The organism is Gordonia sp. UBA7599 (assembly GCA_002477755.1).
GTDB lineage: Bacteria > Actinomycetota > Actinomycetes > Mycobacteriales > Mycobacteriaceae > Gordonia.
This window is the reverse complement of sequence record DLKD01000155.1, coordinates 1-22,007: the sequence shown is the minus strand read 5'-3', so window position 1 is coordinate 22,007 and position 22,007 is coordinate 1. Positions and strand designations below refer to the sequence as shown.

Here is a 22,007-nt window from a genome sequence, read left to right as displayed (position 1 = left end):
GGCCTGCTGGGGTGCGGCCTGCTGGGGTGCGGCCTGCTGGGCGTCGGGCGCCTGCCCGTACTGCGGCTGCTGGGCGGCGTACTGCGGTGGGGCGGCCGGCGGCGCGGTGAAGACCTGCCCGCCGACGCCGACCTGGTCGGTCCACTGCTGTCCGTCCCACCACCGGACCTCGTACTGTCCACTCGGATCGGGAAGCCACTCTCCGGCCATGTTCTCACTCCTGCACTGATCGGGGTGCCCGGGCGCACGACTGTCCGCGTATCGGGCTTTCCGCCCAACCTTATCGGCATCACCCGCGACACGGCAGCACCGTTCTGCGACGCTGCGCACAGTTGTGCCCCCGGTAGCATCCTCGGCTATGACCAGCCCGCGCATGACCACCCGCATCGCCCGCGCCGTCCGCCCCGAGGAGGTCGTCTACCTGGTCGCACCGTCGGGCTTTCCGAATTACGGCGACGAGCTGATCGCCGCGACATGGCTGGCACACCTGCGTCGAACCCGTCCGCGGGCGACGGTGGTCCTCGACTGCCACACGCCTGGCCAGGCGTCACTGTTGCTGCGCAACGCCAATCCGCGGGCGGTGTTCACCGACACGCTGTGGCGCCTGACTGAACATGCGCGTGCCGTCGCCGAGCGCGAGATCGACGACGATGCCGTCGACCCCGCCCGGCCGTGGGAATGGGTGGCGGCAGCGGCCAGCAGCCTTGGCGTCGTACCCGCCCACGGCGAGGGCGTCGACTTGCTGTTGCGAGCCTCGTCGCTGCACCTGGTGGGCGGCGGATACGTCAACCGCCAGTGGCGCCACCACACGTCGCTGCTGGTCGCGATGGCCGCAGTGGGCCGCCAGACCGGCGCCCGGGTCTTCGCCACCGGGCAGGGCCTATTGCCCCTGCTGGAAGAACCCGAGTGGAGCGCGCTCAAGAAAGCCCTGGAGGGCTTCGACATCGTCGACGTCCGCGACGCCGCCTCGCGTGAGGCATTGGACGGGCTGGCCCTGCGCGAGGGTGGCCGCGTCACCGCGTCCGGCGACGACGTCTGGTTGGCCCTGCCACAGCGCAGGTGGGGCGACCGCGTCATCGACGAGCTCCGCCGGCGGCGCGGTGCAGATCCGCTGCCCTCCGGCGGCGTCGTCCTGTGCCTGCAGTCCGACCTGATCGAGGACTTCACCTTCGACGGCACGACCGGGGTGCCCGCCCTCGCCGATTACGCCGACGCGACGCTGCGCCATTGGGGGGTCCCACCGGAGCGGGTGACCGTCATCGAGGCGATCCCCGGGCACGACTACACCGTCGTCAAGGAGCTCGGCGACCGGCTCGCCGGTGCGCGCATCGTCCCGTTCCTCTCGGTCTGGCGCGACGGCCTGCCGATCGGAGCGGGCCAAACGTGGCTGACGACCCGCTTCCACCCGCACCTGATCGCCGCGGCTGCTGGCGACAGCGGCGCCGCTGTCGTCACCAAGCCCGACTACTACGGCACCAAGCACGCATCACTGGTCGACTGCGGCTCGCGGTGGACGGTGGCAGATGGAACGTCGGTACCCGACCGGCCCACTGCCGGGGGGTTCTCCCCCGCCGACCGTTCGCGCAACGTCGACGCCAAACGTGCATTGGCGCGCGAATGCTATCCCCCGCGATCACCGCGACGACGATGAGACCGTGGACCGCCGCCGCGCCCGCATCACCTCGCTGACCAGGGACGTGACAGATCACGATCGACCCCGTATCTTGAATTAGAACACGTTCTAGAACGTGTTCTAATTCTGACGGGAGTCCTCCATGCGCGTCGCGGTAACCGGTGCGGCCGGCTTTGTCGGCACCAACCTGATCAACCAGCTCATCGACGACGGCCACGAGGTCGTCGCCATCGACCGGGTCGCACCACCGGAGGATGCACCCAGCTCGGAGCGCCTGACGTGGCTCGAAGGCGACATCTTCGACTCCGCCGCGATGACCACCGCGCTCACGGGCGTCGACCGCGTCTACCACCTCGTCGCGATGATCACCCTCAAGCAGGAAGACCCCGTCGCGTGGCGCGTCAACACCGCCGGCGTCGCGTCGGTCGCCCGGGCCGCCCTCGCGGCCGGGGTCGGACGTTTCGTGCACTGCAGCTCGATCCACTCGTTCGACCAATACCACTGCGGCGGGAAGATCGACGAAAATTCGCCGCGCTCGGCCGACCCCGCCATCCCGGTTTACGACCGTTCCAAGTGGGCGGGTGAGCAGGAACTGCGCACGGTCGTCGACGAGGGTCTCGACGCGGTCATCGTGAACCCGACCGGTGTGTACGGACCGGTCGACGGTGTCGGCGGCCGACCGCTGTCGCGGATCAACGGAATCCTGCGTGACGCGGCGCGCGGCGTGGTCCCTGTCTTCATCGAAGGCGAATTCGACCTGGTCGACGTACGCGATGTCGCCCGCGGCATCATCCTGGCCGGCGAGCACGGCCGCACCGGCGAGAACTACATCCTCGGGGGCGAGAACATTGCGCTCATCGACGCGCTGCGCGGAGCAGCACGCGCCACCGGGCGCATGGGACCGCTCTTCGCCATCCCCAACCGGATCCTCGAAGCCGTCATCACCGTCGCGGAGCCGATCGGCCACCTGTTCGGGTCCGACCTGGTCTCTCGCGCGTCTCTGGGCGCCGTTCAGTCGGCCCCGGCGATTGATATCACCAAGGCCCGCGACGAACTCGGGTACGCGCCCCGGCCCAGCGAGACGACTGTCGCCGACCTCGTCGACTTCTTCGCCGAGGTCGGACGTCTGGGGTCGGCGCGGCCCAAGCCCCGAGCCACCCCCACCGCCGCCGTCACGGCGGTGGGCTGACCCGCTACGGGCAGCGGACCTTGAACTCGAAGTTCTTGCGAGCGGGCTGCAGGGGGTTCGAGATGTTGATCCCGGTCGCCTGACCGGTGATCGTGTAGGTCCGCAGGATCTTCTTCACCGACGCACTGCCGCCCATCGGCAAGTTGGAGAGGTAGCCCAGCGTCACGCCGTTGACGTTGCCCAGGCCCACCGACACCACCGTCGGGTTGTCGCCCTCGGTCACGACGGCGGCAACACCCGAGGTTCCCGAATCGGAGCCGACCGCAATGTGCACGCGTCCGTTGCGGACCGTGCAGCCGACACTCGTATCCGAGAGCGGCACGTCCTGGCCGTCGACCTTGATCGATGCGGCCGGGCCCGAGGCAATCGGGTTGTCGACGGAGTTACAGCCGGAAAGCCCGAGCGCCAGCGCGCCGGCACCAAGGAGAACGGCAATATGAGGTGTACGCATGCGGCCAGCCTAGCCCCGCTGGCCGACATCACCGGTTAGACGGTGAAACCCAGCGCGCGCAGCTGCTCGCGTCCGTCGTCGGTGATCTTCTCCGGCCCCCACGGCGGCAGCCACACCCAGTTGATCTCCAGGTCGGTGCACAGCCCGCTCGAGACCAGTGCGGCGCGCGCCTGGTCCTCGATGACGTCCTGCAACGGGCAGGCCGCCGAAGTGAGCGTCATATCGAGCTTGGCGACGGCCTCGTCGGTGACCGTCATGTCGTAGACGAGGCCGAGGTCGACGACGTTGATCCCCAGCTCGGGGTCGACGACGTCGCGCATCGCCTCCTCGACATCCTCCAACTCCGGCAGCGATGTGGTGACTTCGGTCTGCGGCTGCGCGTCGGTCATGTCCATTCCTCTCCTGGTGTCGCGGGCACCGGCTCCCCGTCGACAGCACGGCTCAACGCGTCCTTGAACGCCATCCAGCCCAGCAGCGCGCACTTCACGCGCGCCGGGTACTTGCTCACACCGGCAAAGGCGATGCCGTCGCCAATCATGTCCTCGTCGCCCGGGTCGGTTCCGCGCGAGGTCATCATGGCGCTGAACGAATCGACGATCCGCAGTGCCTCGTCGACCGGGCGGCCGAGGATCTGGTCGTAGAGGACCGACGTCGACGCCTGCGAGATCGAGCAGCCCTGCCCACCGTAGGAGACGTCGGCGATCTCTTCCCGGTCGGCACCGAGCGCGACCCGCAGCGTGATCTCGTCACCGCAGGTCGGGTTCACGTGATGGACCTCGGCGTCGAACGGGTCGCGCATCCCGCGACCGTGCGGGTGCTTGTAGTGGTCCAGGATCACGTCCTGGTACATCTGCTCCATGCGCATGCGTCAGCGGCTCCCGAAGAACTCTTGCGCCTTGACGACGGCGGCCGCGAGGCGGTCCACCTCGTCGAGGGTGTTGTAGGCGGCAAACGACGCACGTGCCGACGCGGCGATGCCGAACCGCCGGTGCAGGGGCCACGCGCAGTGGTGTCCGACGCGGATGGCGACACCCTCGTCGTCGAGGATCTGACCGAGGTCGTGCGCGTGCACGCCGTCGACGACGAAACTGACCGCCCCACCGCGGTCGACGGCCTGCGTCGGCCCGATGATCCGCACACCCTCGATGCCGCCCAGCTCCGCCAAGGCGGCGGCGGTCAGCTCGTGCTCGTGTGCGGCGATCGCGTCCATTCCGACTGCGCTGAGGTAGTCCACGGCAGCGCCGAGGGCCACGGCCTGCGAGGTCATCGGCACTCCGGCCTCGAAGCGCTGCGGCGGCGGCGCATACGTCGACGCCTCCATGGTGACCGTCTCGATCATCGATCCGCCGGTCAAGAACGGCGGCAGCCGGTCGAGCAGCGCCGCCTTGCCGTAGAGGACGCCGACACCGGACGGGCCGAACATCTTATGACCGGAGAAGGCGGCGAAGTCGACGTCGAGCGCGGCGAAGTCCACCGGCAGATGGGGCACCGACTGGCACGCGTCGAGGACGACGAGCGCCCCCACCGCACGCGCCCGGTGCACCAGCTCGGCAACGTCGGCCACCGCCCCGGTGACATTGGACTGATGGGTGAACGCGACGATGCGCACCGAGTCGTCAAGCTGCAGCGAGTCCAGGTCGATCCGGCCGTCGTCGGTCACGCCGTACCAGCGCAGCGTCGCCCCGGTGCGCCGGCAGACTTCCTGCCACGGCACCAGGTTGGCGTGGTGCTCCAACTCGGTGATCACTACCGTGTCGCCCGGCCCGAGCGGCTTGCCCCCGAAAACGTCGGCGGCCCGGTCGTCCGACAGCGCATAGGCGACGAGGTTGATCGCCTCCGTCGCGTTCTTGGTGAACACGATCTCGTCGGTGCCGGCGCCGACGAACCGCGCGATCGTCTCCCGCGCGTACTCGTAGGCGTCGGTCGCCTCCTCGGCGAGCTGATGGGCGCCGCGGTGGACGGCCGCGTTGTGGTTGAGCAGGAAGTCCCGCTCGGCGTCAAGGACCTGCAGCGGGCGCTGCGACGTCGCCCCGGAGTCCAGGTAGGCCAACGGCTTCCCGTCGCGCACCCGGCGCGCCAGGATCGGGAAGTCCGCACGAAGCGCGACCACGTCGAGCGGGCCCGGCGTCGTCGCGGCGGTCGTCTGGGCGATGCTCACGCTGCCTCCTCGGCGGTCGGTCTAGGCGGTCGCGCCGCTCGTGAAGCGCTCGTAGCCGTTGGCCTCGAGCTCTTCGGCGAGTTCCGGGCCGCCGGATTCGACGATGCGGCCGTCGACGAAGACGTGCACGAAGTCGGGCTTGATGTAGCGCAGGATGCGCGTGTAGTGGGTGATCAACAGCACCCCGCCGTTCTCCTGCTCCTTGTAGCGGTTGACGCCCTCGGAGACGATGCGCAGCGCGTCGACGTCGAGGCCCGAGTCGGTCTCGTCGAGGACGGCGATCTTCGGCTTGAGCAGGGCGAGCTGCAGGATCTCGTGGCGCTTCTTCTCACCACCGGAGAATCCCTCGTTGACGCTGCGCTCGGCGAACGCGGGATCGATCTCGAGCGCTTCCATCGCCGCGCGGCCCTCCTTGACCCACAGGCGCAGCTTCGGGGCCTCACCTCGCACGGCGGTGACGGCGGTGCGCAGGAAGTTGGTCATCGACACCCCCGGCACCTCGACGGGGTACTGCATGGCCAGGAAGATGCCGGCGCGGGCACGCTCGTCGACCGACATCTCCAGGACGTCCTCACCGTCGAGGGTGATCGAACCGCTGGTCACCTCGTACTTCGGGTGCCCGGCGATCGCGTACGACAAGGTCGACTTGCCCGAGCCGTTGGGGCCCATGATCGCGTGGGTCTCTCCCGAGCGCACAGTCAGGTTGACGCCCTTGAGGATCTCCTTCGGCTCGGCGTCGGGATCGGTGTTGGCGACCCGGACGTGCAGGTCGCGGATTTCCAGTGTGGTCACTTCAAGTCCTCGTGATTCTCAGGTTCTCAGGTTGGTTGGTCGGTGGGCCGGGCCCGGTCAGGAGCCGCTGGCATCCAGTTCGGCCTCGACGGCCTCGGTCAGGCGCTCGCGCAGCGCGGGCACCGGGATCTTGGCGATGATCTCGCCGAAGAAGCCGCGCACCACCAGTCGGCGAGCAACGTCCTCGGGGATTCCGCGGGCCATCAGGTAGAACAGCTGCTCGTCGTCGAAGCGGCCGGTCGCGCTGGCGTGCCCGGCGCCGACGATCTCACCGGTCTCGATCTCCAGGTTGGGCACCGAGTCGGCACGCGCGCCGTCGGTGAGCACCAGGTTGCGGTTGAGCTCGTACGTGTCGGTGCCCTCGGCCGCCGGCCGTATCAGCACGTCGCCGATCCACACCGTGTGCGCCTCGTGCCCGTGACCGAGCGCCGGATCGCCCTGCAGCGCACCCTTGTAGGTCACGAACGACCGGCAATGCGGTTGCGAGTGGTCGACGAGCAGGCGCTGCTCGAGATGCTGGCCGGCGTCGGCGAAATACAGGCCCCACAGTTCGGCGTCACCACCGGGGGCGGCGTAGGTAACCCGCGGTGAGAGCCTGATGAGGTCGCCGCCGAGCGAGATCGCGAAATGCCGAAGCACCGCGTCGCGCTGCAGCAGCGCGTGGTGGGCCGCGACGTGGACGGTGTCGTCAGCCCACTCGTGCAGGTTCACGACCGTCAGATGCGCGCCCTCGCCGACGATGAACTCGATGTTCTCGGCGTAGGTGCCGCTGCCGGCCTGGTCGATCACGATCGTCGCCTTGGCGAAGCGCTCGACCCGGATCTGGGTGTGGCCGTACGCCGTCTCCCCGACCCCGGGCCCGGTGATCGTCACGACGACCGGCTCGTCGAGCACGACCTCGGGACCGACGGTCACGATGGTGGCCTCGGGGAACGACGAGTAGGCCTGTGCGGCGATCCGGTCGAACGGGGCACCGCCCTGTCCGAGCCGCTCGTCGTCACGCCCGACGCTCTGCACCGTCAGCCCGCTCGGCAGCGCACCGGTCGCGACGGCGACCCGTACGTCGGCAACCCCGGTCGCCGGTGCCGAACCGTTGTGCAGCCCGCGCAACCGGCGGAACGGGGTGAACCGCCACGCCTCCTCGCGCTGGCCGGGGACCTCGAAGGCGTCGACGTCGAAGGAGGTGAACAGCTCGCCCTTATTGGCGTGCACGCCGGTTGCGGCGCTCGGCGCCCCCTCGGTGGTGGTGTCCGCCATCAGCCGACGGCTCCTTCCATCTGCAGCTCGATGAGCCGGTTGAGTTCGAGTGCGTACTCCATGGGCAGCTCTTTGGCGATCGGCTCGACGAAGCCGCGCACGACCATCGCCATCGCCTCGTCCTCGGTGAGGCCGCGGCTCATGAGATAGAACAGCTGGTCGTCGGAAACCTTGGAGACGGTCGCCTCGTGGCCCATCGTCACGTCGTCCTCGCGGATGTCGACGTAGGGATAGGTGTCGCTGCGGCTGATCTGGTCGACCAGCAGCGCGTCGCACTTCACCGTCGACCGGCTGCCGTGGGCGCCGGGGTTGATCTTGATCAGGCCGCGGTAGGACGACCGTCCTCCGCCGCGGGCGACCGACTTGGACACGATGTTGCTCGAGGTGTTGGGCGCCAGGTGGACCATCTTGGACCCGGTGTCCTGGTGCTGACCAGGACCGGCGAACGCCACCGAGAGCACCTCGCCCTTGGCGTGCTCACCGGTGAGCCACACCGCCGGGTACTTCATGGTGACCTTGGAGCCGATGTTGCCGTCGACCCACTCCATCGTCGCGCCGGCCTCGGCCTTGGCGCGCTTGGTGACCAGGTTGTAGACGTTGTTCGACCAGTTCTGGATGGTCGTGTAGCGGCACCGACCACCCTTCTTGACGATGATCTCGACGACCGCCGAGTGCAGCGAGTCCGACTTGTAGATCGGCGCCGTACAACCTTCGACGTAGTGGACGTAGGCGTCCTCGTCAACGATGATCAGCGTCCGCTCGAACTGGCCCATGTTCTCGGTGTTGATCCGGAAGTAGGCCTGCAGTGGGATGTCGACGTGCACGCCCGGAGGCACGTAGATGAAGGAGCCGCCCGACCACACCGCGGTATTGAGCGCCGAGAACTTGTTGTCGCCGGCCGGGATTACCGAACCGAAGTACTGCTGGAAGAGCTCCGGGTGCTCGCGCAGGCCCGAATCGGTGTCGAGGAAGATGACACCCTTCTCCTCCAGGTCCTCGCGGATCTGGTGGTAGACGACCTCCGACTCGTACTGGGCCGCGACACCGGCGACGAGGCGCTGCTTCTCCGCCTCGGGGATCCCGAGCCGGTCGTAGGTGTTGCGGATGTCCTCGGGCAGGTCCTCCCAGGACTCGGCCTGCTTCTCGGTGGACCGGACGAAGTACTTGATGTTGTCGAAGTCGATCTCGTCGAGCTCGGCACCCCAGTGCGGCATCGGCTTGCGGTCGAAGATGCGCAGGGCCTTCAGGCGCTGCTCGAGCATCCATTCGGGCTCGTTCTTCTTCGCCGAGATGTCGGCGACCACGGCATCGGAGAGCCCGCGCTTCGCCGAGGCACCGGCCTCGTCGGAGTCGGCCCACCCGTATCCGTAGGTGCCCAGCGACGCGATGGTCTCGTCCTGGGTCAGGGTCGGGGCGGCAGATGCGGCCACCGCGGCCGTGGCCTGCGGTGTCGGCTCAGTGAGTGTCATCGGGAGCCTTCCTTCTTCCTCGGCGCGGGCTGTGCGCCGATAACTGGGGCTGTGAGTGGGACAGGGACGGGGAGCGGAATGTTGGTCGTGCAGGCGCAGTCACCGTTGGCGATGGTCGCCAGTCGCTGGACGTGGGTGCCGAGCAGCTCGGTGAAGCGCTGGGTCTCGGCCTCGCACAACTCGGGGAACTCGGCGGCGACATGAGCGACCGGGCAGTGGTGCTGGCAGATCTGTACGCCGGTGCCCACCTCGCGCGTGTTGGCGGCATATCCGGCGCCGGTCAGGGCCGCGGCGATCTGGTCGACGGTGTCGGGCACGTCGTCGGCCCCGGCGGCGGGGGCGATATCAGCGGTGATCGTGGCGATACGGTCGTGGGCGAACGCGGTGACTGCGCCCTCGCCACCGGCGGCGCGCAGCGCGCGCAGCGCAGCACTGGCGAGGTCGTCGTAGGCGTGGCGCAGCTTCCCGCGGCCGGCCGGGGTGAGTTGGAACCACTTGGCGGGTCGGCCGCGGCCCCGTTGGCCACCGCCGAAGCCGTGGTCGGTTTGCGCGGTCTCGGCCTCCCCCGCGGCCAGCAGCGCATCAAGGTGGCGCCGCACGCCCGCGGGGCTGATCCCGAGGCGCTCGGCGATATCGGAGGCCGTCAGAGGGCCGTCCTCGCCGAGCAATTCCACAACCGTCTGCCGCGTGTGGCCGTCCGACGATCCGCCCGGCCGCAGCAGGTCCGCATCGACCGGCGCGCCGGTGGCGCGCTCGGGTCGTCGGGATGCGGTCATGCTTTTCACAACACAAGTGTGACGTAATTTCTTCCGGCTCCACAAGCAAGGGTCGCCTTACACCAACCCATCGTCGACGACACCCCCGCCGACCGAGTCATAGGTCCCGATTCGGCCGACTAGAGTCATCTTCCGTGGCCTCTTCCCTGCTCGCGTACCTCGGCTTGTCGTCGCGCCGCGGGCCGGACGGATCAGGGCGTGACAGTAATCACACCGCCGAACCCGAATTCGGCGCCGCCGTGGCCGGTCTGCATGCCGATGAACCGGAGGTGGGTCCGCTCAACGCAGCGGAGAACAAACTCCTCAACCGAATCAAGATCTTCGGCGCAACCGGGTCGATCCTGCTGCTGATCGGATCCCTGGGCACCGGTGCGATCCCGGTCAGTCAGAATCCCGTCGCCGGGATGCGCGTGCTGTCACTGCCGTCGCGGATGTTCGGCACCGCCCTCACACTGTCCATCGGCGGCACACTGATGCTCGTCGTCGCGTGGCTGCTCATCGGCCGGTTCGCAGTCGGTCGACTCAGCGTCGAGGTCTATGGCGGCACCACGCCGGCACGGCGGATGACTCGGCGGCAGGCCGACCACACGCTGTTGCTGTGGATCGCGCCGATCATCATCGCGCCGCCGCTGTTGTCCAAGGACATCTACTCCTACCTAGCCCAGAGCGCGATCGCCTACATCGGCAAGGACCCGTACACGGTGAGCCCCCTCAACGGGCTGCCCCCCGACCACCCGCTCTATGAACTCGCCGGATCGGTGCCCAACATCTGGAAGGACACCCCGGCGCCCTACGGCCCCCTGTTCCTGTGGCTGGGCCAGCACATCACGGCGCTGACCGGCGACAACATCACCGTCGGGATCTTCCTGCACCGGATGCTCGCGCTCGCCGGCGTGGCGATGATCGTGTGGGCGCTGCCGCGGTTGGCCCGCCGCTGCGGCGTGTCCCCTATCGCGGCGCTCTGGCTGGGCGCCATGAACCCGCTGGTCATCCTGCATCTCGTCGGCGGCATTCACAACGAGTCGCTGATGCTGGGCATGATGCTCGTCGGACTCGAACTGGGGTTGGCGGCCGTCGACTCCGCCAAACCGCTGATGGACCCGGACCGGCGGTGGTTGCCGTCGGGCACCGGCTGGCTCCTGGTCGCCGGCGCCGGGTTGATCGCAATGTCGTCGATGATCAAAGCGACGTCGATCATCGCGCTGGGCTTCCTCGGCATCGCACTGGCCCGACGATGGGGTGCGACTCTGCCTTCGCTGCGTTCGATACCGATCCGCCAGTGGTGGTCGGCGTGCAAGGAGTCCGTCCTCGCGCTGGCCCGATCAGCGTCGCTGATGGGCGTCATCGCAATCGTCGTGATCGTCGGGATCTGCGTGGGCACCGGGCTGGGGTTCGGTTGGACGCGCACGCTGTCCACCGGCGACATCGTCCGCTCCTGGATGTCCATGCCCACGCTGTTGTCCGTCGGCGCCGGGCGCACCGGTATCGGCCTCGGGCTCGGCGACCACACCCAGGCGATCCTCGACATCGTGCGTCCTCTCGCCCAGCTGATCGCCGCGGCGTTCATCATCCGCTGGCTCCTCGCCGCGCTGAGCGGGCGCATCCACCCCATCGGCGCGCTGGGCATCTCCATGGCGACCATCGTCGTGTTCTCCCCCTTCGCCCAGGCCTGGTACCTGCTGTGGGCGGTCATCCCGCTGGCCGCCTGGGCCTCGGACCGGTGGTTCCGCCTCGGCGCGATCATCTCCTCGGCACTCATCGCCACCGTCGTCATGCCCACCAGTTCCAACACCACCGGCATCGTCCTCGCGCAGGGACTGCTGGCGGCGATCATGATGGCTGCGGTCCTCACCGCCCTGTTCTTCGAGGACCGGCCCAAGTGGCTCCCCACGATCGGTCGCCGCGGACGGGACGAATAGGCTGATGGGCGTGCCTCGTCCCGACCCATCCCCCGACGAACAGGCCGCCGTCGACATCACCGGGCTGCGCAAGTCCTTCGGCGCGCACACCGCCGTCGACGGTCTCGATCTGCGACTGCGCCGTGGCACCGTCCTGGCCCTGCTGGGCCCCAACGGCGCTGGCAAGACGACAACCGTCGAGATCTGCGAAGGCTTCACCGCCCCCGACGCCGGACAGGTTCGGGTACTCGGCCTGGATCCGCGCGACGACAACGACGCGCTGCGCGCCCGCATCGGAGTCATGCTGCAGGGTGGCGGTGCCTACCCCGGCGCACGCGCAGCAGAAATGCTGCGGCTGTGCGCCGCCTACAGCGCCAACCCCATCGACCCCGATTGGTTGCTCGACGTCCTGGGCCTCACGCCCGTCGCCGACACCCCGTTCCGCCGCCTCTCCGGCGGGCAGCAGCAACGCCTGTCATTGGCGTGCGCGCTGGTCGGTCGCCCCGAGCTGGTCTTCCTCGACGAACCGACGGCCGGCCTGGACGCGCACGCGCGACTGCTGGTGTGGGACCTCATCGCCGCGCTGCGCACCGACGGCGTGAGCGTGCTGCTGACCACGCACATGCTCGACGAGGCCGAACACCTCGCCGACGACATCGTGATCATCGACGCCGGGCGCGTCGTTGCGGCGGGCACGCCCGCGGAGCTGACGGCACGGGACCACGCCGGGCTGCGGTTCACCGCCGTCGGGGATCTCGACATCACCGCAGCCGCAGCAGCGGTCAGCGCCGCCTGCGGCGGTGCGACGACGACCGGGACCCGCGGCGAGGACGGCGGCTACACCCTGATCGGGCCCGCGACGCCCGAGGCCATTGCCGCTCTCGCCGCGTGGTGCGCCGAAAGCGGCGTCCTCATCACCGAACTGCACGCCGCCGGCGCCAGCCTGCAAGACGTGTTCCTCTCCCTCACCGGCCGGGAGGTCCGGGCATGACCGCCACCGGCACTGGAACCCCCGGGGCCTTCGCTCCCGGGGCATTCACCCCCGACCCCCGCCCGGCCCCGGTGCGGTCGATGATCGCCGCGCAATCGGCGATGGAACTGCGACTGCTGTTGCGCAACGGCGAGCAACTGCTGCTCACCATGTTCATTCCGATCACACTGTTGATCGGCCTGTGCCTGCTACCGCTGTCCACCGACGCCGGTGATTCGGCCGCCGCGCGCGCCCACACGTTCCTGCCCATCGTGCTGACGGTGGCGATCACCTCGACCGCGTTCACCGGACAGGCGATCGCAGTCGGGTTCGACCGCCGCTACGGAGCGCTCAAAAGGCTCGGCGCCACCGCGATCCCCCGCTGGGGCATCATCGCGGGCAAGTCCGTCGCCGTGGTGGTCGTCGTCGCGATGCAGACCGTCCTGCTGACCGCGATCGCGACCGCGTTCGGCTGGCGACCCGATGCCGTGGGTATCGGCTTCGCGGTGGCGGCGATCATTCTCGGCACCGTGATGTTCGCGACGCTCGGGTTGGCCCTGGGCGGGACCGGCAAGGCGGAGGTGGTGTTGGCGCTGGCCAACCTCATCTGGTTCGTGCTGGCCGGCTTCGCCAGCCTCGCCGTCCTGGGATCGCGGGTCCCCGACGCCATGCACGATCTAGCACTGGCGACGCCGTCCGGCGCGCTCGCCGCCGCTCTGAGTCATGCTGGCAGCGGGAGCTTCCACGCCGTCGCCTTCGCCGTACTGGTGGTGTGGTCCGTCCTGGGTGGTGCCGCCGCGGTCAGATGGTTCCGGTTCGACTGAGCCGCATTCTGCCGAGTCCTGCTGTCGCTATTTGTCAGTGGGGCTCGGCGCTTGGCACGGTCCGGCGCGGCCGCATCACCTGATACAGAATCGCCGTCTCGGCGACCACTGAACACGCACCGGCGACGTGGAGCACCACCAGCAGGGCCGGAACGTTCGTGAAGTACTGCACGACCCCGATGAGCGACTGCGCGAGGACTGCGACGAGGACGATACCCGCGCGGCGCACGACCGTCGGGTCGAGCTCTCCGCGCGTGGTCACGACGGAGGCGGCGAGCAGCAGCGCGAGGAACACCACGACGAGTAGCGCATGCACGGACGTGAGGAGGGGGATGCTCACGTGGAGCCGGTCGATGGCATCGGGATTGGTGCGATCACCGGCGTGTGGGCCGGCCCCGGTGACGGTGACACCGGCGACGAGTGCCCCCGACATCACGACGGCGGAGGCGACGACGAGACGACGGGCCGCCGGGGGCGCTGCATCGACGAGCATCCCGTCGTCGGGCTGGCCGACCTTCACATACAGCGTCGCGGCCACCCACACCATCGCCAACGACACCAGCAGATGCAATCCGACGATCCACCACGTGAGTCCGGCGAGCACCGTGATGCCGCCGAGAATTCCCTGGAAAAGCGTCGTGGCGGGCAGGATCCACGCATAGACCAGCAATTCGCGACGGCGACGGGCACGGGTGACCGCGAGGACGATCGCGGCCGCGGTGGTGACGACGATCCACACGGCGATCTGGCGATTGCCGAATTCGATGGCCTGATGCCACCACGGCACCTCATCCGACGGAATCGGGAGCAGCGAGGAGTCGTGACACTTCGGCCACGTGGGGCAGCCCAGGCCGGATCCGGTCACGCGCACCACGGACCCGGTGACGGCGATCAGCGCCTGTGCCAATAGGGCGGCAAGTGCGATGCGTCGCTGGGCGCGCAGACCCGGCTCGGGCAGCAGGTCCACCACGCGATACCACGCGCGCACAATCGGATTGGCAGCCACGGCGCTCATACTACGCAGTGTCGTAGGCCTTCGTCGCCGACGGTCAGTCGAGCTCGGCGGTGTTGCGCGCCTTGGGGAATCGGTGCTGGCGGGCCACCCAGCCCGCCATCTTGCGCCAGTGCGACGGCTTGACCGTCGCCGTCGACACCAGTTCGCGGTTCCACTCGTCAGCCAGGGTGAGGCCGTCGACTGCCTCCACGACCGCCTGCGCGGTCGCCTCGTCGCGCACCACACGGTCGCCCAGGATGCCGCCCTCACCGCCGACGAGGGTGATGCGGACACCCGCCTCGCCCACCGGCTGCAGCAGTGCGGTGGCCGTCCCGCCCTGACGCCGCACGTAGCGCTGGATCGAGCCCACCACCTCGCGCGGGGCCCTCGGCGCGGCGGTCTCGGCGGTCGTCTTCTCGTCGGCGTCGGTGCTCATGGGTGTCGATGATACTGCGCCGGTGTAGAACGGGGACATGCATGCAATCGTCGTCACCCACCACGGCGGCCCGGAAGTCCTCCAGTGGCGCGAGGAGCCCAACCCCGTTCCCGGTCCGGGTCACGTGCTGGTGCAGACCCGGGCCGCGGGCGTGAATTTCATCGACACGTACCTGCGGCGCGGCCTCTACCCCAGCGATCCGCCCTACATCCCCGGTTCGGAGGGTGCCGGGGTCGTGATCGCCGTCGGTGACGGGGTCTCCGAACGCGCCCTGGGCCGGCGGGTCGCCTGGTGCGACGGACCCGGGTCTTATGCCGAACAGGTGGTCATCGACGCCGCGCGCACGGTCGAAGTGCCCAACACGATCGGCGACGACGTGGCCGGCACCATGCTGCTGCAGGGCCTGACCGCGCATTACCTGCTCATCGGGGCCGCCCAGCCACGTGCCGGCGAGACGATTCTCGTGCACGCCGGCGCGGGCGGAGTCGGGCTGATCCTGACCCAACTCGCGGTGCAGGCTGGGCTGCACGTCATCACGACGGTCTCCTCCGACGAGAAGGAGCAGCTGTCGGCTGCCGCGGGCGCCGAGCACGTGCTGCGCTACGGACCCGATCTGGCGGCCCGCGTGCGGGATCTGACCGGCGGCCGCGGTGTCGCCGTCGTCTACGACGGCGTCGGGGCCGACACGTTCGAGGCGAGCATCGCCTCCACCGCGGTGCGCGGCACCGTCGTCCTGTTCGGCGCGGCCAGCGGCCCGGTCCCACCGTTTGACCTGCAACGGCTGAACTCCGCCGGTTCCCTACATGTGACCCGCCCGTCGCTGGCGCACTTCATCTCCGACCCGGGCGAGTTCGAATGGCGGACCGGCGCGCTGGTGGCCGCCATCGCCAACGGCAGCGTGACGGTCCGCGTCGGCGCCCGGTACGCGTTAGCCGACGCCGCGCAAGCACATCGAGACCTGGAATCGCGGGCGACGACGGGTTCGATCGCGCTGATGGCCTGACCCGACCCGGGTTCGGCTAAGAGCTCAGGAGAAGTACGACGCGATGGTCGGCAGGTGGAAGACCGCGTCGACGGCCAGGCCGCAGAACAGCAGGGCGAGGTACTCGTTGGACTGCAGGAACACCTTCAGCGGGACGACTTCCTGGCCCGCGCACGTGTCGCGGTACAACTTCCACACGCGCTGGGCGAACCACGCACCGGCGAGCACGGCGACGGAGGCGTAGATGAGGCCCGCGGCGGGGATGAGGCACAGCGACGCGATGACGGTCGCCACGGTGTAGATCACCATCTGACGGGTGACCTGTTCCTCGGTGGCCACCACCGGGAGCATCGGTACTCCCGCAGCCTCGTAGTCCTCGCGGTAACGCATCGCCAGTGCCCACGTGTGCGGCGGCGTCCAGAAGAAGATCACCAGGAACAGCACCACCGGCTGCCAGCTCAACGACCCGGTCACCGCAGCCCAACCGACCAGGGTGGGCATGCACCCGGCGGCGCCGCCCCAGACAACGTTCTGCGAGGTGCGGCGCTTGAGGATCAGCGTGTAGACGCCGACGTAGAAGGCGATGGTGATCATCACCAGCACCGCGGCCAGCAGGTTGGTGAAGAACCACAGGACGACGAACGAGGCGATGCCGAGCACGATGCCGAACACCAGCGCGGCGCGCGGGGTGACGGCGTGGCGGGCCAGCGGCCGGCGCTGGGTGCGGCGCATCTTCTGGTCGATGTCCGCGTCGGCGACCATGTTCAGCGTGTTGGCGCTCGCGGCGCCCAACCATCCGCCGATCAGCGTCGCGGCGATCAGGCCGATGTCGACGGTGCCGCGGTGGGCCTGCAGCATCACCGGGATCGTCGCGACCAGCAGTAGTTCTATGACGCGCGGCTTGGTCAGCGCGAGGTAGGCACCGAGGACGGTGCGCACCCGGTGCTGCGCGGGATCGTCGGTGCCGTGATCGACAACCGGGCTGTCCACGCCCGTGCGCTCACTGCTCAACACATCACTCCGCTTGTCCGACAAGGCTGTTCACCACCGGGTGTCGAGGGACCCCGGGCCGCGCTACTACGAAGTGTAGACCCGGGTCCGCACGGCGACGGAATCGCACCTGCCCGGCTCAAGCTCCGCCAAACCATCATGCCTCCCTACGTGCGCTGATCGCAGCCGCTCGGACTAGGCTGGATCCGACCCCACCACCCCATTCCAGGAGAACGCACCGCCGTGGTCCACGCAGACGAGATCGCCAAGCTCACCAAGCCCGCCCATCCCGACGATTGGACCGAGCTGGACACCAAGGCGGTCGACACCGCGCGGCTGCTTGCCGCCGACGCGGTGCAGCGCTGCGGCAGCGGCCATCCGGGTACCGCGATGAGCCTTGCACCGCTGGCCTACACGCTGTTCCAACGGGTGCTGCGCCACGACCCCACCGATCCGGAGTGGGTGGGCCGTGACCGCTTCATCCTGTCGTGCGGGCACTCCAGCCTGACGCTGTACGTGCAGCTCTACCTGGGTGGCTTCGGCCTGGAGCTGGGCGACCTAGAGGCACTGCGCACGTGGGGCTCGCTGACGCCGGGCCACCCCGAGTACCGCCACACCAAGGGCGTCGAGATCACCACCGGCCCGCTCGGGCAGGGCCTGGCGTCGGCGGTGGGCATGAGCATGGCCAGCCGCTACGAGCGCGGCCTGTTCGACCCCGACGCCGCTCCCGGCACCTCCCCCTTCGACCACTTCATCTACGTCATCGCCTCCGACGGCGACATGGAGGAGGGCGTCACCAGCGAGGCCAGCTCGCTGGCGGGCACCCAGGAGCTGGGCAACCTCATCGTCTTCTACGACCAGAACCAGATCTCCATCGAGGACGACACCGACATCGCCCTGACCGAGGACGTCGCGGAGCGTTACCGGGCCTACGGGTGGCATGTGCAGAGCGTCGACGGCGGCGAGAACGTCATCGGCATCGAGGCAGCCGTCGAGGCGGCCAAGGCCGTCACCGACCGCCCGTCGCTGATCTGCGTGCGCACGGTCATCGGTTACCCGGCGCCGACCAAGATGAACACCGGCGCCGCCCACGGAGCCGCGCTGGGCGCCGACGAGATCCGGGCCACCAAGGGACTCCTCGGCTTCGACCCCGAGGTCGACTTCAACGTCGCCGACGACGTGATCGCCCATACCCGTGAGCTGGCGAGCCGGGCTGCCACCGTCCGCGCCGAGTGGACCGCCGGCTTCGACGCCTGGGCCGCCGGCTCCCCCGAGCGCAAGGCACTCTTCGACCGTCTGCACGCCCACGAACTGCCCGACGGTTGGCGCGATGCACTCCCGACCTGGGAAGCCGGCGAGTCCGTTGCCACGCGCAGCGCCTCGGGCAAGGTCCTCGGCGCCCTCGGCCCGGTCCTGCCGGAGCTGTGGGGCGGCTCGGCCGACCTCGCCGGCTCCAACAACACGACGATCGCCGGCGCCAAGTCCTTCGGCCCGACGGCGATCTCCACGTCGACGTGGAGTGCCGAGCCGTACGGACGCACCCTGCACTTCGGCATCCGCGAGCACGCGATGGGCGCGATCCTGTCCGGCATCGTGCTGCACGGCCCGACCCGCGCCTACGGCGGGACGTTCCTGCAGTTCGCCGACTACATGCGTCCGGCGGTGCGCCTGGCCGCGTTGATGGAGATCGACCCGGTCTACGTGTGGACCCACGACTCCATCGGCCTCGGCGAGGACGGCCCGACCCACCAACCGATCGAGCACCTCGCCGCGCTTCGCGCCATCCCCCACCTCGACGTGGTGCGCCCCGCCGATGCGAACGAGACGGCCCACGCCTGGGCCACCGTGCTGACCCGCCGGAATCGTCCGGCAGGCCTCGCACTGACACGCCAGAACGTGCCGGTGCTCGAGGGCACGTCGGCCGAGGGGGTCGCCGCTGGCGGCTACGTCCTCGTCGACGCGGAGAACGGCAGCCCCGACGTCGTGCTCATCGGCACCGGCTCGGAAGTCCAGTTGGCCGTCGCGGCCCGCGAGGAGCTCGCCAAGGCGGGTATCGCCGCCCGCGTCGTGTCCATGCCGTGCGTCGAGTGGTTCGACGAGCAGCCGCAGTCCTACCGTGATTCCGTCCTGCCGCCGAGCGTGCGGGCCCGTGTCGCGGTGGAGGCCGGCATCGCGATGCCGTGGTACCGATTCGTCGGCGACGCCGGCGAGATCGTGTCCATCGAGCACTACGGCGCCTCGGCCGGGTACGAGGTGCTGTACGAGAAGTTCGGGGTGACCACCGCCGCCGTCGTCGAAGCGGCGCAGCGGTCGGTCACCAACGCGAAGTAACCGGCGACACGGCCGGCGACAAACGAGGAGAAACCATGAGCACCAACGAGCGCCTCGCGGAACTCAGCGAAGCCGGCGTATCGGTCTGGCTCGACGACCTGTCGCGCGATCTGCTGCGGTCCGGACGTCTGGCCGAGCTGATCGCAACCCGATCGGTCGTCGGCGTGACGACCAACCCGTCGATCTTCCAGGCCGCGCTGTCGGCCGGTGACAGTTACGCCGAGCAGGTCGCCAAGCTGGCCGCCGACGGCTCCGACGTCGACACGGCGATCCGGATCATCACCACCGACGACGTCCGCGACGCATGCGACGTGTTCGCCCCGGTCTTCGTCGAATCCGACGGTGTCGACGGTCGGGTGTCGATCGAGGTCGACCCGCGCCTGGCCCACGACACCGAAGGCACCGTCGCCCAGGCGATCGAGCTGTGGCAGGCCGTCGACCGACCCAACCTGCTCATCAAGATCCCGGCCACCAAGGCGGGCCTGCCCGCGATCACCCGCGTCCTCGCCGAGGGCATCAGCGTCAACGTGACGCTGATCTTCTCGGGTGAGCGCTACGGCGAGGTCATCGACGCCTACCTCGACGGCCTCGACGCCGCGCTGGTCGCCGGTCGCGACATTTCCGACCTGCACTCGGTGGCGTCGTTCTTCGTCTCCCGCGTGGACACCGAGATCGACAAGCGCCTCGAGGTGATCGGAACGCCGGAGGCCCTCGCCCTGCGCGGCAAGGCTGCGCTGGCCAACGCCCGCCTGGCCTATGCGCGCTACCTCGATGTCTTCACCCGCGAGGTCCGCTTCCCCGACCTCGCGAGCCAGGGCGCACGCCCGCAGCGGGCGCTGTGGGCCTCGACCGGCACGAAGAACAAGGATTACGCCGACACTCTGTACGTGTCCGAGCTCGTCGCCCCCGACACCGTCAACACCATGCCGGGCGCGACGATGGAGGCTTTCGCCGACCACGGCTGGGTCGACACCGCCTCGATCATCGGCCAGGAGGCCTCGGCCCGCGAGCAGATGGCTGCGGTCGCCGCCGTCGGGGTCGACCTCGACGACGTGTTCGCCGTCCTCGAGGACGAGGGCGTCACCAAGTTCATCGATGCGTGGACCGACCTCTTGGCCGCGACGTCGGGCCAGTTGAGCGCCAAGGCCTGAGACCGGTGGCATCCGGCGCGTCCCGCAGCCACCGCAACCCGCTGCGCGACGAGCGTGACAAGCGCCTGCCCCGCATCGCGGGGCCCTGCAGCATGGTGATCTTCGGCGTCACCGGCGACCTCTCGCGCCGCAAGCTGATGCCGGCGATCTACGACCTGGCCAACCGTGGGCTCCTGCCCAGCGGCTTTGCGCTGGTCGGGTTCGCCCGCCGCGACTGGGCCGACGAGGATTTCGCCAAGATCGTGTACGACGCGGTCCGTGCGAACGCGCGCACACCGTTCCGCGAGGACGTCTGGCGGGAGTTGTCGGCCGGGTTCCGATTCGTCCAGGGCACCTTCGACGACGACGACGCGTTCGCGCGTCTTGCCTCGACGCTGACCGCCCTCGACGAGGTCCGCGGCACCGACGGTAACCACGCCTTCTACCTCTCGATCCCGCCGGCCGCGTTCCCGGTGGTGTGCGATCAGCTCAAGCGCTCCGAGTTGGCCCAACCGCACGATGGGCGGTGGCGCCGCGTCGTCATCGAGAAGCCGTTCGGGCACGACCTGGCGAGCGCGCGCAAACTCAACGCCGTCGTGAACAGCGTCTTCCCCGAGCATTCGGTGTTCCGCATCGACCACTACCTCGGCAAGGAGACGGTTCAGAACATCCTGGCGCTGCGCTTCGCCAACCAGCTTTTCGACCCGGTGTGGAGCGCGCACTACATCGACCACGTGCAGATCACCATGGCCGAGGACATCGGCCTGGGCGGGCGCGCCGGCTACTACGACGGGATCGGGGCGGCTCGCGACGTCATTCAGAACCACCTGCTGCAGTTGTTGGCACTGGTGGCGATGGAGGAGCCCGTGTCCTTCGCACCCGCGGAGTTGCAGGCCGAGAAGATCAAGGTGCTGTCGGCGACCCGCAATATCGCGCCGCTGGACGAGAACTCCGCCCGCGGGCAGTACGGCCCGGGGTGGCAGGGCAACGAGAAGGTGTGCGGCCTGCTGGAGGAAGAGGGTTTCGCGAAGGATTCGACGACCGAGACGTACGCGGCGATCGCCCTGGAGGTCGACACGCGGCGCTGGGCGGGCGTCCCGTTCTACCTGCGCACCGGAAAGCGACTGGGCCGCCGCGTCACCGAGATCGCCTTGGTCTTCAAACGCGCGCCGCACCTGCCGTTCGATTCGACGATGACCGCCGAGTTGGGCCAGAACGCACTGGTCATCCGGGTGCAGCCGGACGAGGGCGTCACGCTGCGTTTCGGCTCCAAGGTCCCCGGCTCTTCGATGGAAGTTCGTGACGTCAACATGGACTTCAGTTACGGCGAGGCGTTCACCGAATCGTCCCCCGAGGCCTATGAGCGCCTCATCCTCGACGTCCTGCTCGGTGAGCCGTCACTGTTCCCGGTGAATGCAGAGGTCGAGTTGTCGTGGCAGATCCTCGACCCGGTGCTGGAGGCCTGGGCCAAGAAGGGCACGCCGGAGACCTACGAGTCGGGCACCTGGGGTCCGGCGAGCGCCGATGAGATGCTCGCGCGCACCGGGAGAAGCTGGAGGCGACCGTGATCAAGCGCCTTGACGACACGTCCACGAGCGAAGTCTCCAAACAGCTGGTCCGCATGCGCGACAGCGGCGGCGCGGTCACCCTCGGCCGCGTACTGACGCTGATCGTGAAGACCGAGCCCGGCGACGACACCGAGGCGGCGATCGCCGCGGCCAACGAGG

21 protein-coding genes and 1 pseudogene are annotated in these 22,007 nt (G+C 69.1%); 10 read left to right on the top strand and 12 right to left on the bottom strand.

The genetic code is table 11. The features are described from left to right. A partial coding sequence (locus B4L26_RS17920; protein ID WP_290721096.1) for a DUF2510 domain-containing protein occupies nucleotides 1-210 on the bottom strand: 210 nt, incomplete at its 3' end. A gap of 148 nt (nucleotides 211-358) precedes the next feature. On the opposite strand from B4L26_RS17920, the gene B4L26_RS17915 reads away from it, so the two are divergent. Continuing rightward, a complete protein-coding gene (locus B4L26_RS17915; protein ID WP_290721094.1) occupies nucleotides 359-1,651 on the top strand; it encodes a polysaccharide pyruvyl transferase family protein in 1,293 nt (430 codons plus the stop codon). 124 nt (nucleotides 1,652-1,775) lie between these two features. Next, the gene (locus tag B4L26_RS17910; protein ID WP_290721092.1) at nucleotides 1,776-2,822 is read left to right on the top strand and encodes an NAD-dependent epimerase/dehydratase family protein; all 1,047 of its coding nucleotides are present in this window, start codon (nucleotides 1,776-1,778) and stop codon (nucleotides 2,820-2,822) included. A 4-nt stretch (nucleotides 2,823-2,826) separates the two neighbouring features. On the opposite strand, the gene B4L26_RS17905 is transcribed toward B4L26_RS17910, so the two are convergent. The 8 genes from B4L26_RS17905 to B4L26_RS17870 are packed head-to-tail and all read right to left on the bottom strand — an operon-like array spanning nucleotide 2,827 to nucleotide 9,725. Beyond that, the gene (locus B4L26_RS17905) at nucleotides 2,827-3,273 is read right to left on the bottom strand and encodes a lipoprotein LpqH (RefSeq protein ID WP_290721090.1); all 447 of its coding nucleotides are present in this window, start codon (nucleotides 3,271-3,273) and stop codon (nucleotides 2,827-2,829) included. Between the two features lie 35 nt (nucleotides 3,274-3,308). Further along, nucleotides 3,309-3,662 carry a metal-sulfur cluster assembly factor gene (locus tag B4L26_RS17900; protein WP_290721087.1) on the bottom strand — a complete coding sequence of 118 codons (354 nt, stop codon included), beginning with the start codon at nucleotides 3,660-3,662 and terminating at the stop codon, nucleotides 3,309-3,311. Then, a complete protein-coding gene (sufU, locus tag B4L26_RS17895; protein WP_290721084.1) occupies nucleotides 3,659-4,138 on the bottom strand; it encodes a Fe-S cluster assembly sulfur transfer protein SufU in 480 nt (159 codons plus the stop codon). The genes B4L26_RS17900 and sufU overlap by 4 nt, the downstream gene beginning before the upstream one ends. Nucleotides 4,139-4,141: 3 nt before the next feature. Further along, nucleotides 4,142-5,431 carry a cysteine desulfurase gene (locus B4L26_RS17890; RefSeq protein ID WP_290721081.1) on the bottom strand — a complete coding sequence of 430 codons (1,290 nt, stop codon included), beginning with the start codon at nucleotides 5,429-5,431 and terminating at the stop codon, nucleotides 4,142-4,144. A 21-nt stretch (nucleotides 5,432-5,452) separates the two neighbouring features. After that, complete coding sequence (gene sufC / locus B4L26_RS17885) at nucleotides 5,453-6,223, bottom strand: Fe-S cluster assembly ATPase SufC (protein ID WP_290721078.1); 771 nt, start codon at nucleotides 6,221-6,223, stop codon at nucleotides 5,453-5,455. Nucleotides 6,224-6,280: 57 nt separating this feature from the next. Next, a complete protein-coding gene (gene sufD, locus B4L26_RS17880; protein ID WP_290721076.1) occupies nucleotides 6,281-7,480 on the bottom strand; it encodes a Fe-S cluster assembly protein SufD in 1,200 nt (399 codons plus the stop codon). After that, nucleotides 7,480-8,949 carry a Fe-S cluster assembly protein SufB gene (sufB, locus tag B4L26_RS17875; protein ID WP_290721073.1) on the bottom strand — a complete coding sequence of 490 codons (1,470 nt, stop codon included), beginning with the start codon at nucleotides 8,947-8,949 and terminating at the stop codon, nucleotides 7,480-7,482. The genes sufD and sufB overlap by 1 nt, the downstream gene beginning before the upstream one ends. Further along, nucleotides 8,946-9,725 carry a helix-turn-helix transcriptional regulator gene (locus B4L26_RS17870; RefSeq protein WP_290721100.1) on the bottom strand — a complete coding sequence of 260 codons (780 nt, stop codon included), beginning with the start codon at nucleotides 9,723-9,725 and terminating at the stop codon, nucleotides 8,946-8,948. Before B4L26_RS17870 ends, sufB begins: the two co-directional genes overlap by 4 nt. Before the next feature lie 134 nt (nucleotides 9,726-9,859). Here B4L26_RS17870 and mptB point away from each other — a divergent pair, with 134 nt between their 5' ends. Genes mptB through B4L26_RS17855 form a run of 3 tightly spaced genes read left to right on the top strand, consistent with a single transcriptional unit; the run spans nucleotide 9,860 to nucleotide 13,417 of the window. Further along, complete coding sequence (mptB, locus tag B4L26_RS17865) at nucleotides 9,860-11,644, top strand: polyprenol phosphomannose-dependent alpha 1,6 mannosyltransferase MptB (RefSeq protein WP_409563442.1); 1,785 nt, start codon at nucleotides 9,860-9,862, stop codon at nucleotides 11,642-11,644. Nucleotides 11,645-11,648: 4 nt separating this feature from the next. Beyond that, nucleotides 11,649-12,614 carry an ABC transporter ATP-binding protein gene (locus B4L26_RS17860; RefSeq protein WP_409563441.1) on the top strand — a complete coding sequence of 322 codons (966 nt, stop codon included), beginning with the start codon at nucleotides 11,649-11,651 and terminating at the stop codon, nucleotides 12,612-12,614. Continuing rightward, nucleotides 12,611-13,417: an ABC transporter permease gene (locus B4L26_RS17855; RefSeq protein WP_290721067.1), complete on the top strand. Its 807-nt coding sequence runs from the start codon at nucleotides 12,611-12,613 to the stop codon at nucleotides 13,415-13,417. The genes B4L26_RS17860 and B4L26_RS17855 overlap by 4 nt, the downstream gene beginning before the upstream one ends. Before the next feature lie 34 nt (nucleotides 13,418-13,451). Here B4L26_RS17855 and B4L26_RS17850 read toward each other — a convergent pair whose 3' ends face one another. Further along, nucleotides 13,452-14,432 carry a COX15/CtaA family protein gene (locus B4L26_RS17850; RefSeq protein WP_290721065.1) on the bottom strand — a complete coding sequence of 327 codons (981 nt, stop codon included), beginning with the start codon at nucleotides 14,430-14,432 and terminating at the stop codon, nucleotides 13,452-13,454. 34 nt (nucleotides 14,433-14,466) lie between these two features. Further along, nucleotides 14,467-14,847 carry a hypothetical protein gene (locus B4L26_RS17845; protein ID WP_290721063.1) on the bottom strand — a complete coding sequence of 127 codons (381 nt, stop codon included), beginning with the start codon at nucleotides 14,845-14,847 and terminating at the stop codon, nucleotides 14,467-14,469. Between the two features lie 37 nt (nucleotides 14,848-14,884). Between B4L26_RS17845 and B4L26_RS17840 the strand changes: the two genes are divergently transcribed. Next, nucleotides 14,885-15,850 carry a quinone oxidoreductase family protein gene (locus B4L26_RS17840; RefSeq protein WP_290721060.1) on the top strand — a complete coding sequence of 322 codons (966 nt, stop codon included), beginning with the start codon at nucleotides 14,885-14,887 and terminating at the stop codon, nucleotides 15,848-15,850. Between the two features lie 24 nt (nucleotides 15,851-15,874). Here B4L26_RS17840 and B4L26_RS17835 read toward each other — a convergent pair whose 3' ends face one another. Continuing rightward, on the bottom strand, nucleotides 15,875-16,840 hold the full coding sequence (locus B4L26_RS17835; RefSeq protein ID WP_409563440.1) for a heme o synthase: 966 nt from the start codon (nucleotides 16,838-16,840) through the stop codon (nucleotides 15,875-15,877). A gap of 222 nt (nucleotides 16,841-17,062) precedes the next feature. On the opposite strand from B4L26_RS17835, the gene tkt reads away from it, so the two are divergent. The 4 genes and pseudogenes from tkt to B4L26_RS17815 all read left to right on the top strand — a co-directional run. Beyond that, nucleotides 17,063-19,150, top strand: coding sequence for a transketolase (tkt, locus tag B4L26_RS17830; RefSeq protein ID WP_290721058.1), 2,088 nt, complete (start codon nucleotides 17,063-17,065; stop codon nucleotides 19,148-19,150). Nucleotides 19,151-19,185: 35 nt separating this feature from the next. Then, the gene (tal, locus tag B4L26_RS17825; RefSeq protein WP_290721056.1) at nucleotides 19,186-20,301 is read left to right on the top strand and encodes a transaldolase; all 1,116 of its coding nucleotides are present in this window, start codon (nucleotides 19,186-19,188) and stop codon (nucleotides 20,299-20,301) included. 5 nt (nucleotides 20,302-20,306) lie between these two features. Continuing rightward, on the top strand, nucleotides 20,307-21,848 hold the full coding sequence (gene zwf, locus B4L26_RS17820) for a glucose-6-phosphate dehydrogenase (RefSeq protein ID WP_290721054.1): 1,542 nt from the start codon (nucleotides 20,307-20,309) through the stop codon (nucleotides 21,846-21,848). Continuing rightward, nucleotides 21,845-22,007, top strand: a pseudogene (locus B4L26_RS17815) (oxidoreductase); the annotation flags it as partial. The gene zwf and the pseudogene B4L26_RS17815, both read left to right, overlap by 4 nt.

What these genes read in the sequence shown, in the direction of transcription:
- B4L26_RS17915 (WP_290721094.1), top strand. Translation starts at nt 359, where the DNA reads ATGACCAGCCCGCGCATGACCACCCGCATCGCCCGCGCCGTCCGCCCC.
- B4L26_RS17910 (WP_290721092.1), top strand. Translation starts at nt 1,776, where the DNA reads ATGCGCGTCGCGGTAACCGGTGCGGCCGGCTTTGTCGGCACCAACCTG.
- B4L26_RS17905 (WP_290721090.1), bottom strand. Translation starts at nt 3,273, where the DNA reads ATGCGTACACCTCATATTGCCGTTCTCCTTGGTGCCGGCGCGCTGGCG.
- B4L26_RS17900 (WP_290721087.1), bottom strand. Translation starts at nt 3,662, where the DNA reads ATGACCGACGCGCAGCCGCAGACCGAAGTCACCACATCGCTGCCGGAG.
- sufU (WP_290721084.1), bottom strand. Translation starts at nt 4,138, where the DNA reads ATGCGCATGGAGCAGATGTACCAGGACGTGATCCTGGACCACTACAAG.
- sufD (WP_290721076.1), bottom strand. Translation starts at nt 7,480, where the DNA reads ATGGCGGACACCACCACCGAGGGGGCGCCGAGCGCCGCAACCGGCGTG.
- sufB (WP_290721073.1), bottom strand. Translation starts at nt 8,949, where the DNA reads ATGACACTCACTGAGCCGACACCGCAGGCCACGGCCGCGGTGGCCGCA.
- B4L26_RS17870 (WP_290721100.1), bottom strand. Translation starts at nt 9,725, where the DNA reads ATGACCGCATCCCGACGACCCGAGCGCGCCACCGGCGCGCCGGTCGAT.
- B4L26_RS17860 (WP_409563441.1), top strand. Translation starts at nt 11,649, where the DNA reads ATGGGCGTGCCTCGTCCCGACCCATCCCCCGACGAACAGGCCGCCGTC.
- B4L26_RS17855 (WP_290721067.1), top strand. Translation starts at nt 12,611, where the DNA reads ATGACCGCCACCGGCACTGGAACCCCCGGGGCCTTCGCTCCCGGGGCA.
- B4L26_RS17850 (WP_290721065.1), bottom strand. Translation starts at nt 14,432, where the DNA reads ATGAGCGCCGTGGCTGCCAATCCGATTGTGCGCGCGTGGTATCGCGTG.
- B4L26_RS17845 (WP_290721063.1), bottom strand. Translation starts at nt 14,847, where the DNA reads ATGAGCACCGACGCCGACGAGAAGACGACCGCCGAGACCGCCGCGCCG.
- B4L26_RS17840 (WP_290721060.1), top strand. Translation starts at nt 14,885, where the DNA reads ATGCATGCAATCGTCGTCACCCACCACGGCGGCCCGGAAGTCCTCCAG.
- tal (WP_290721056.1), top strand. Translation starts at nt 19,186, where the DNA reads ATGAGCACCAACGAGCGCCTCGCGGAACTCAGCGAAGCCGGCGTATCG.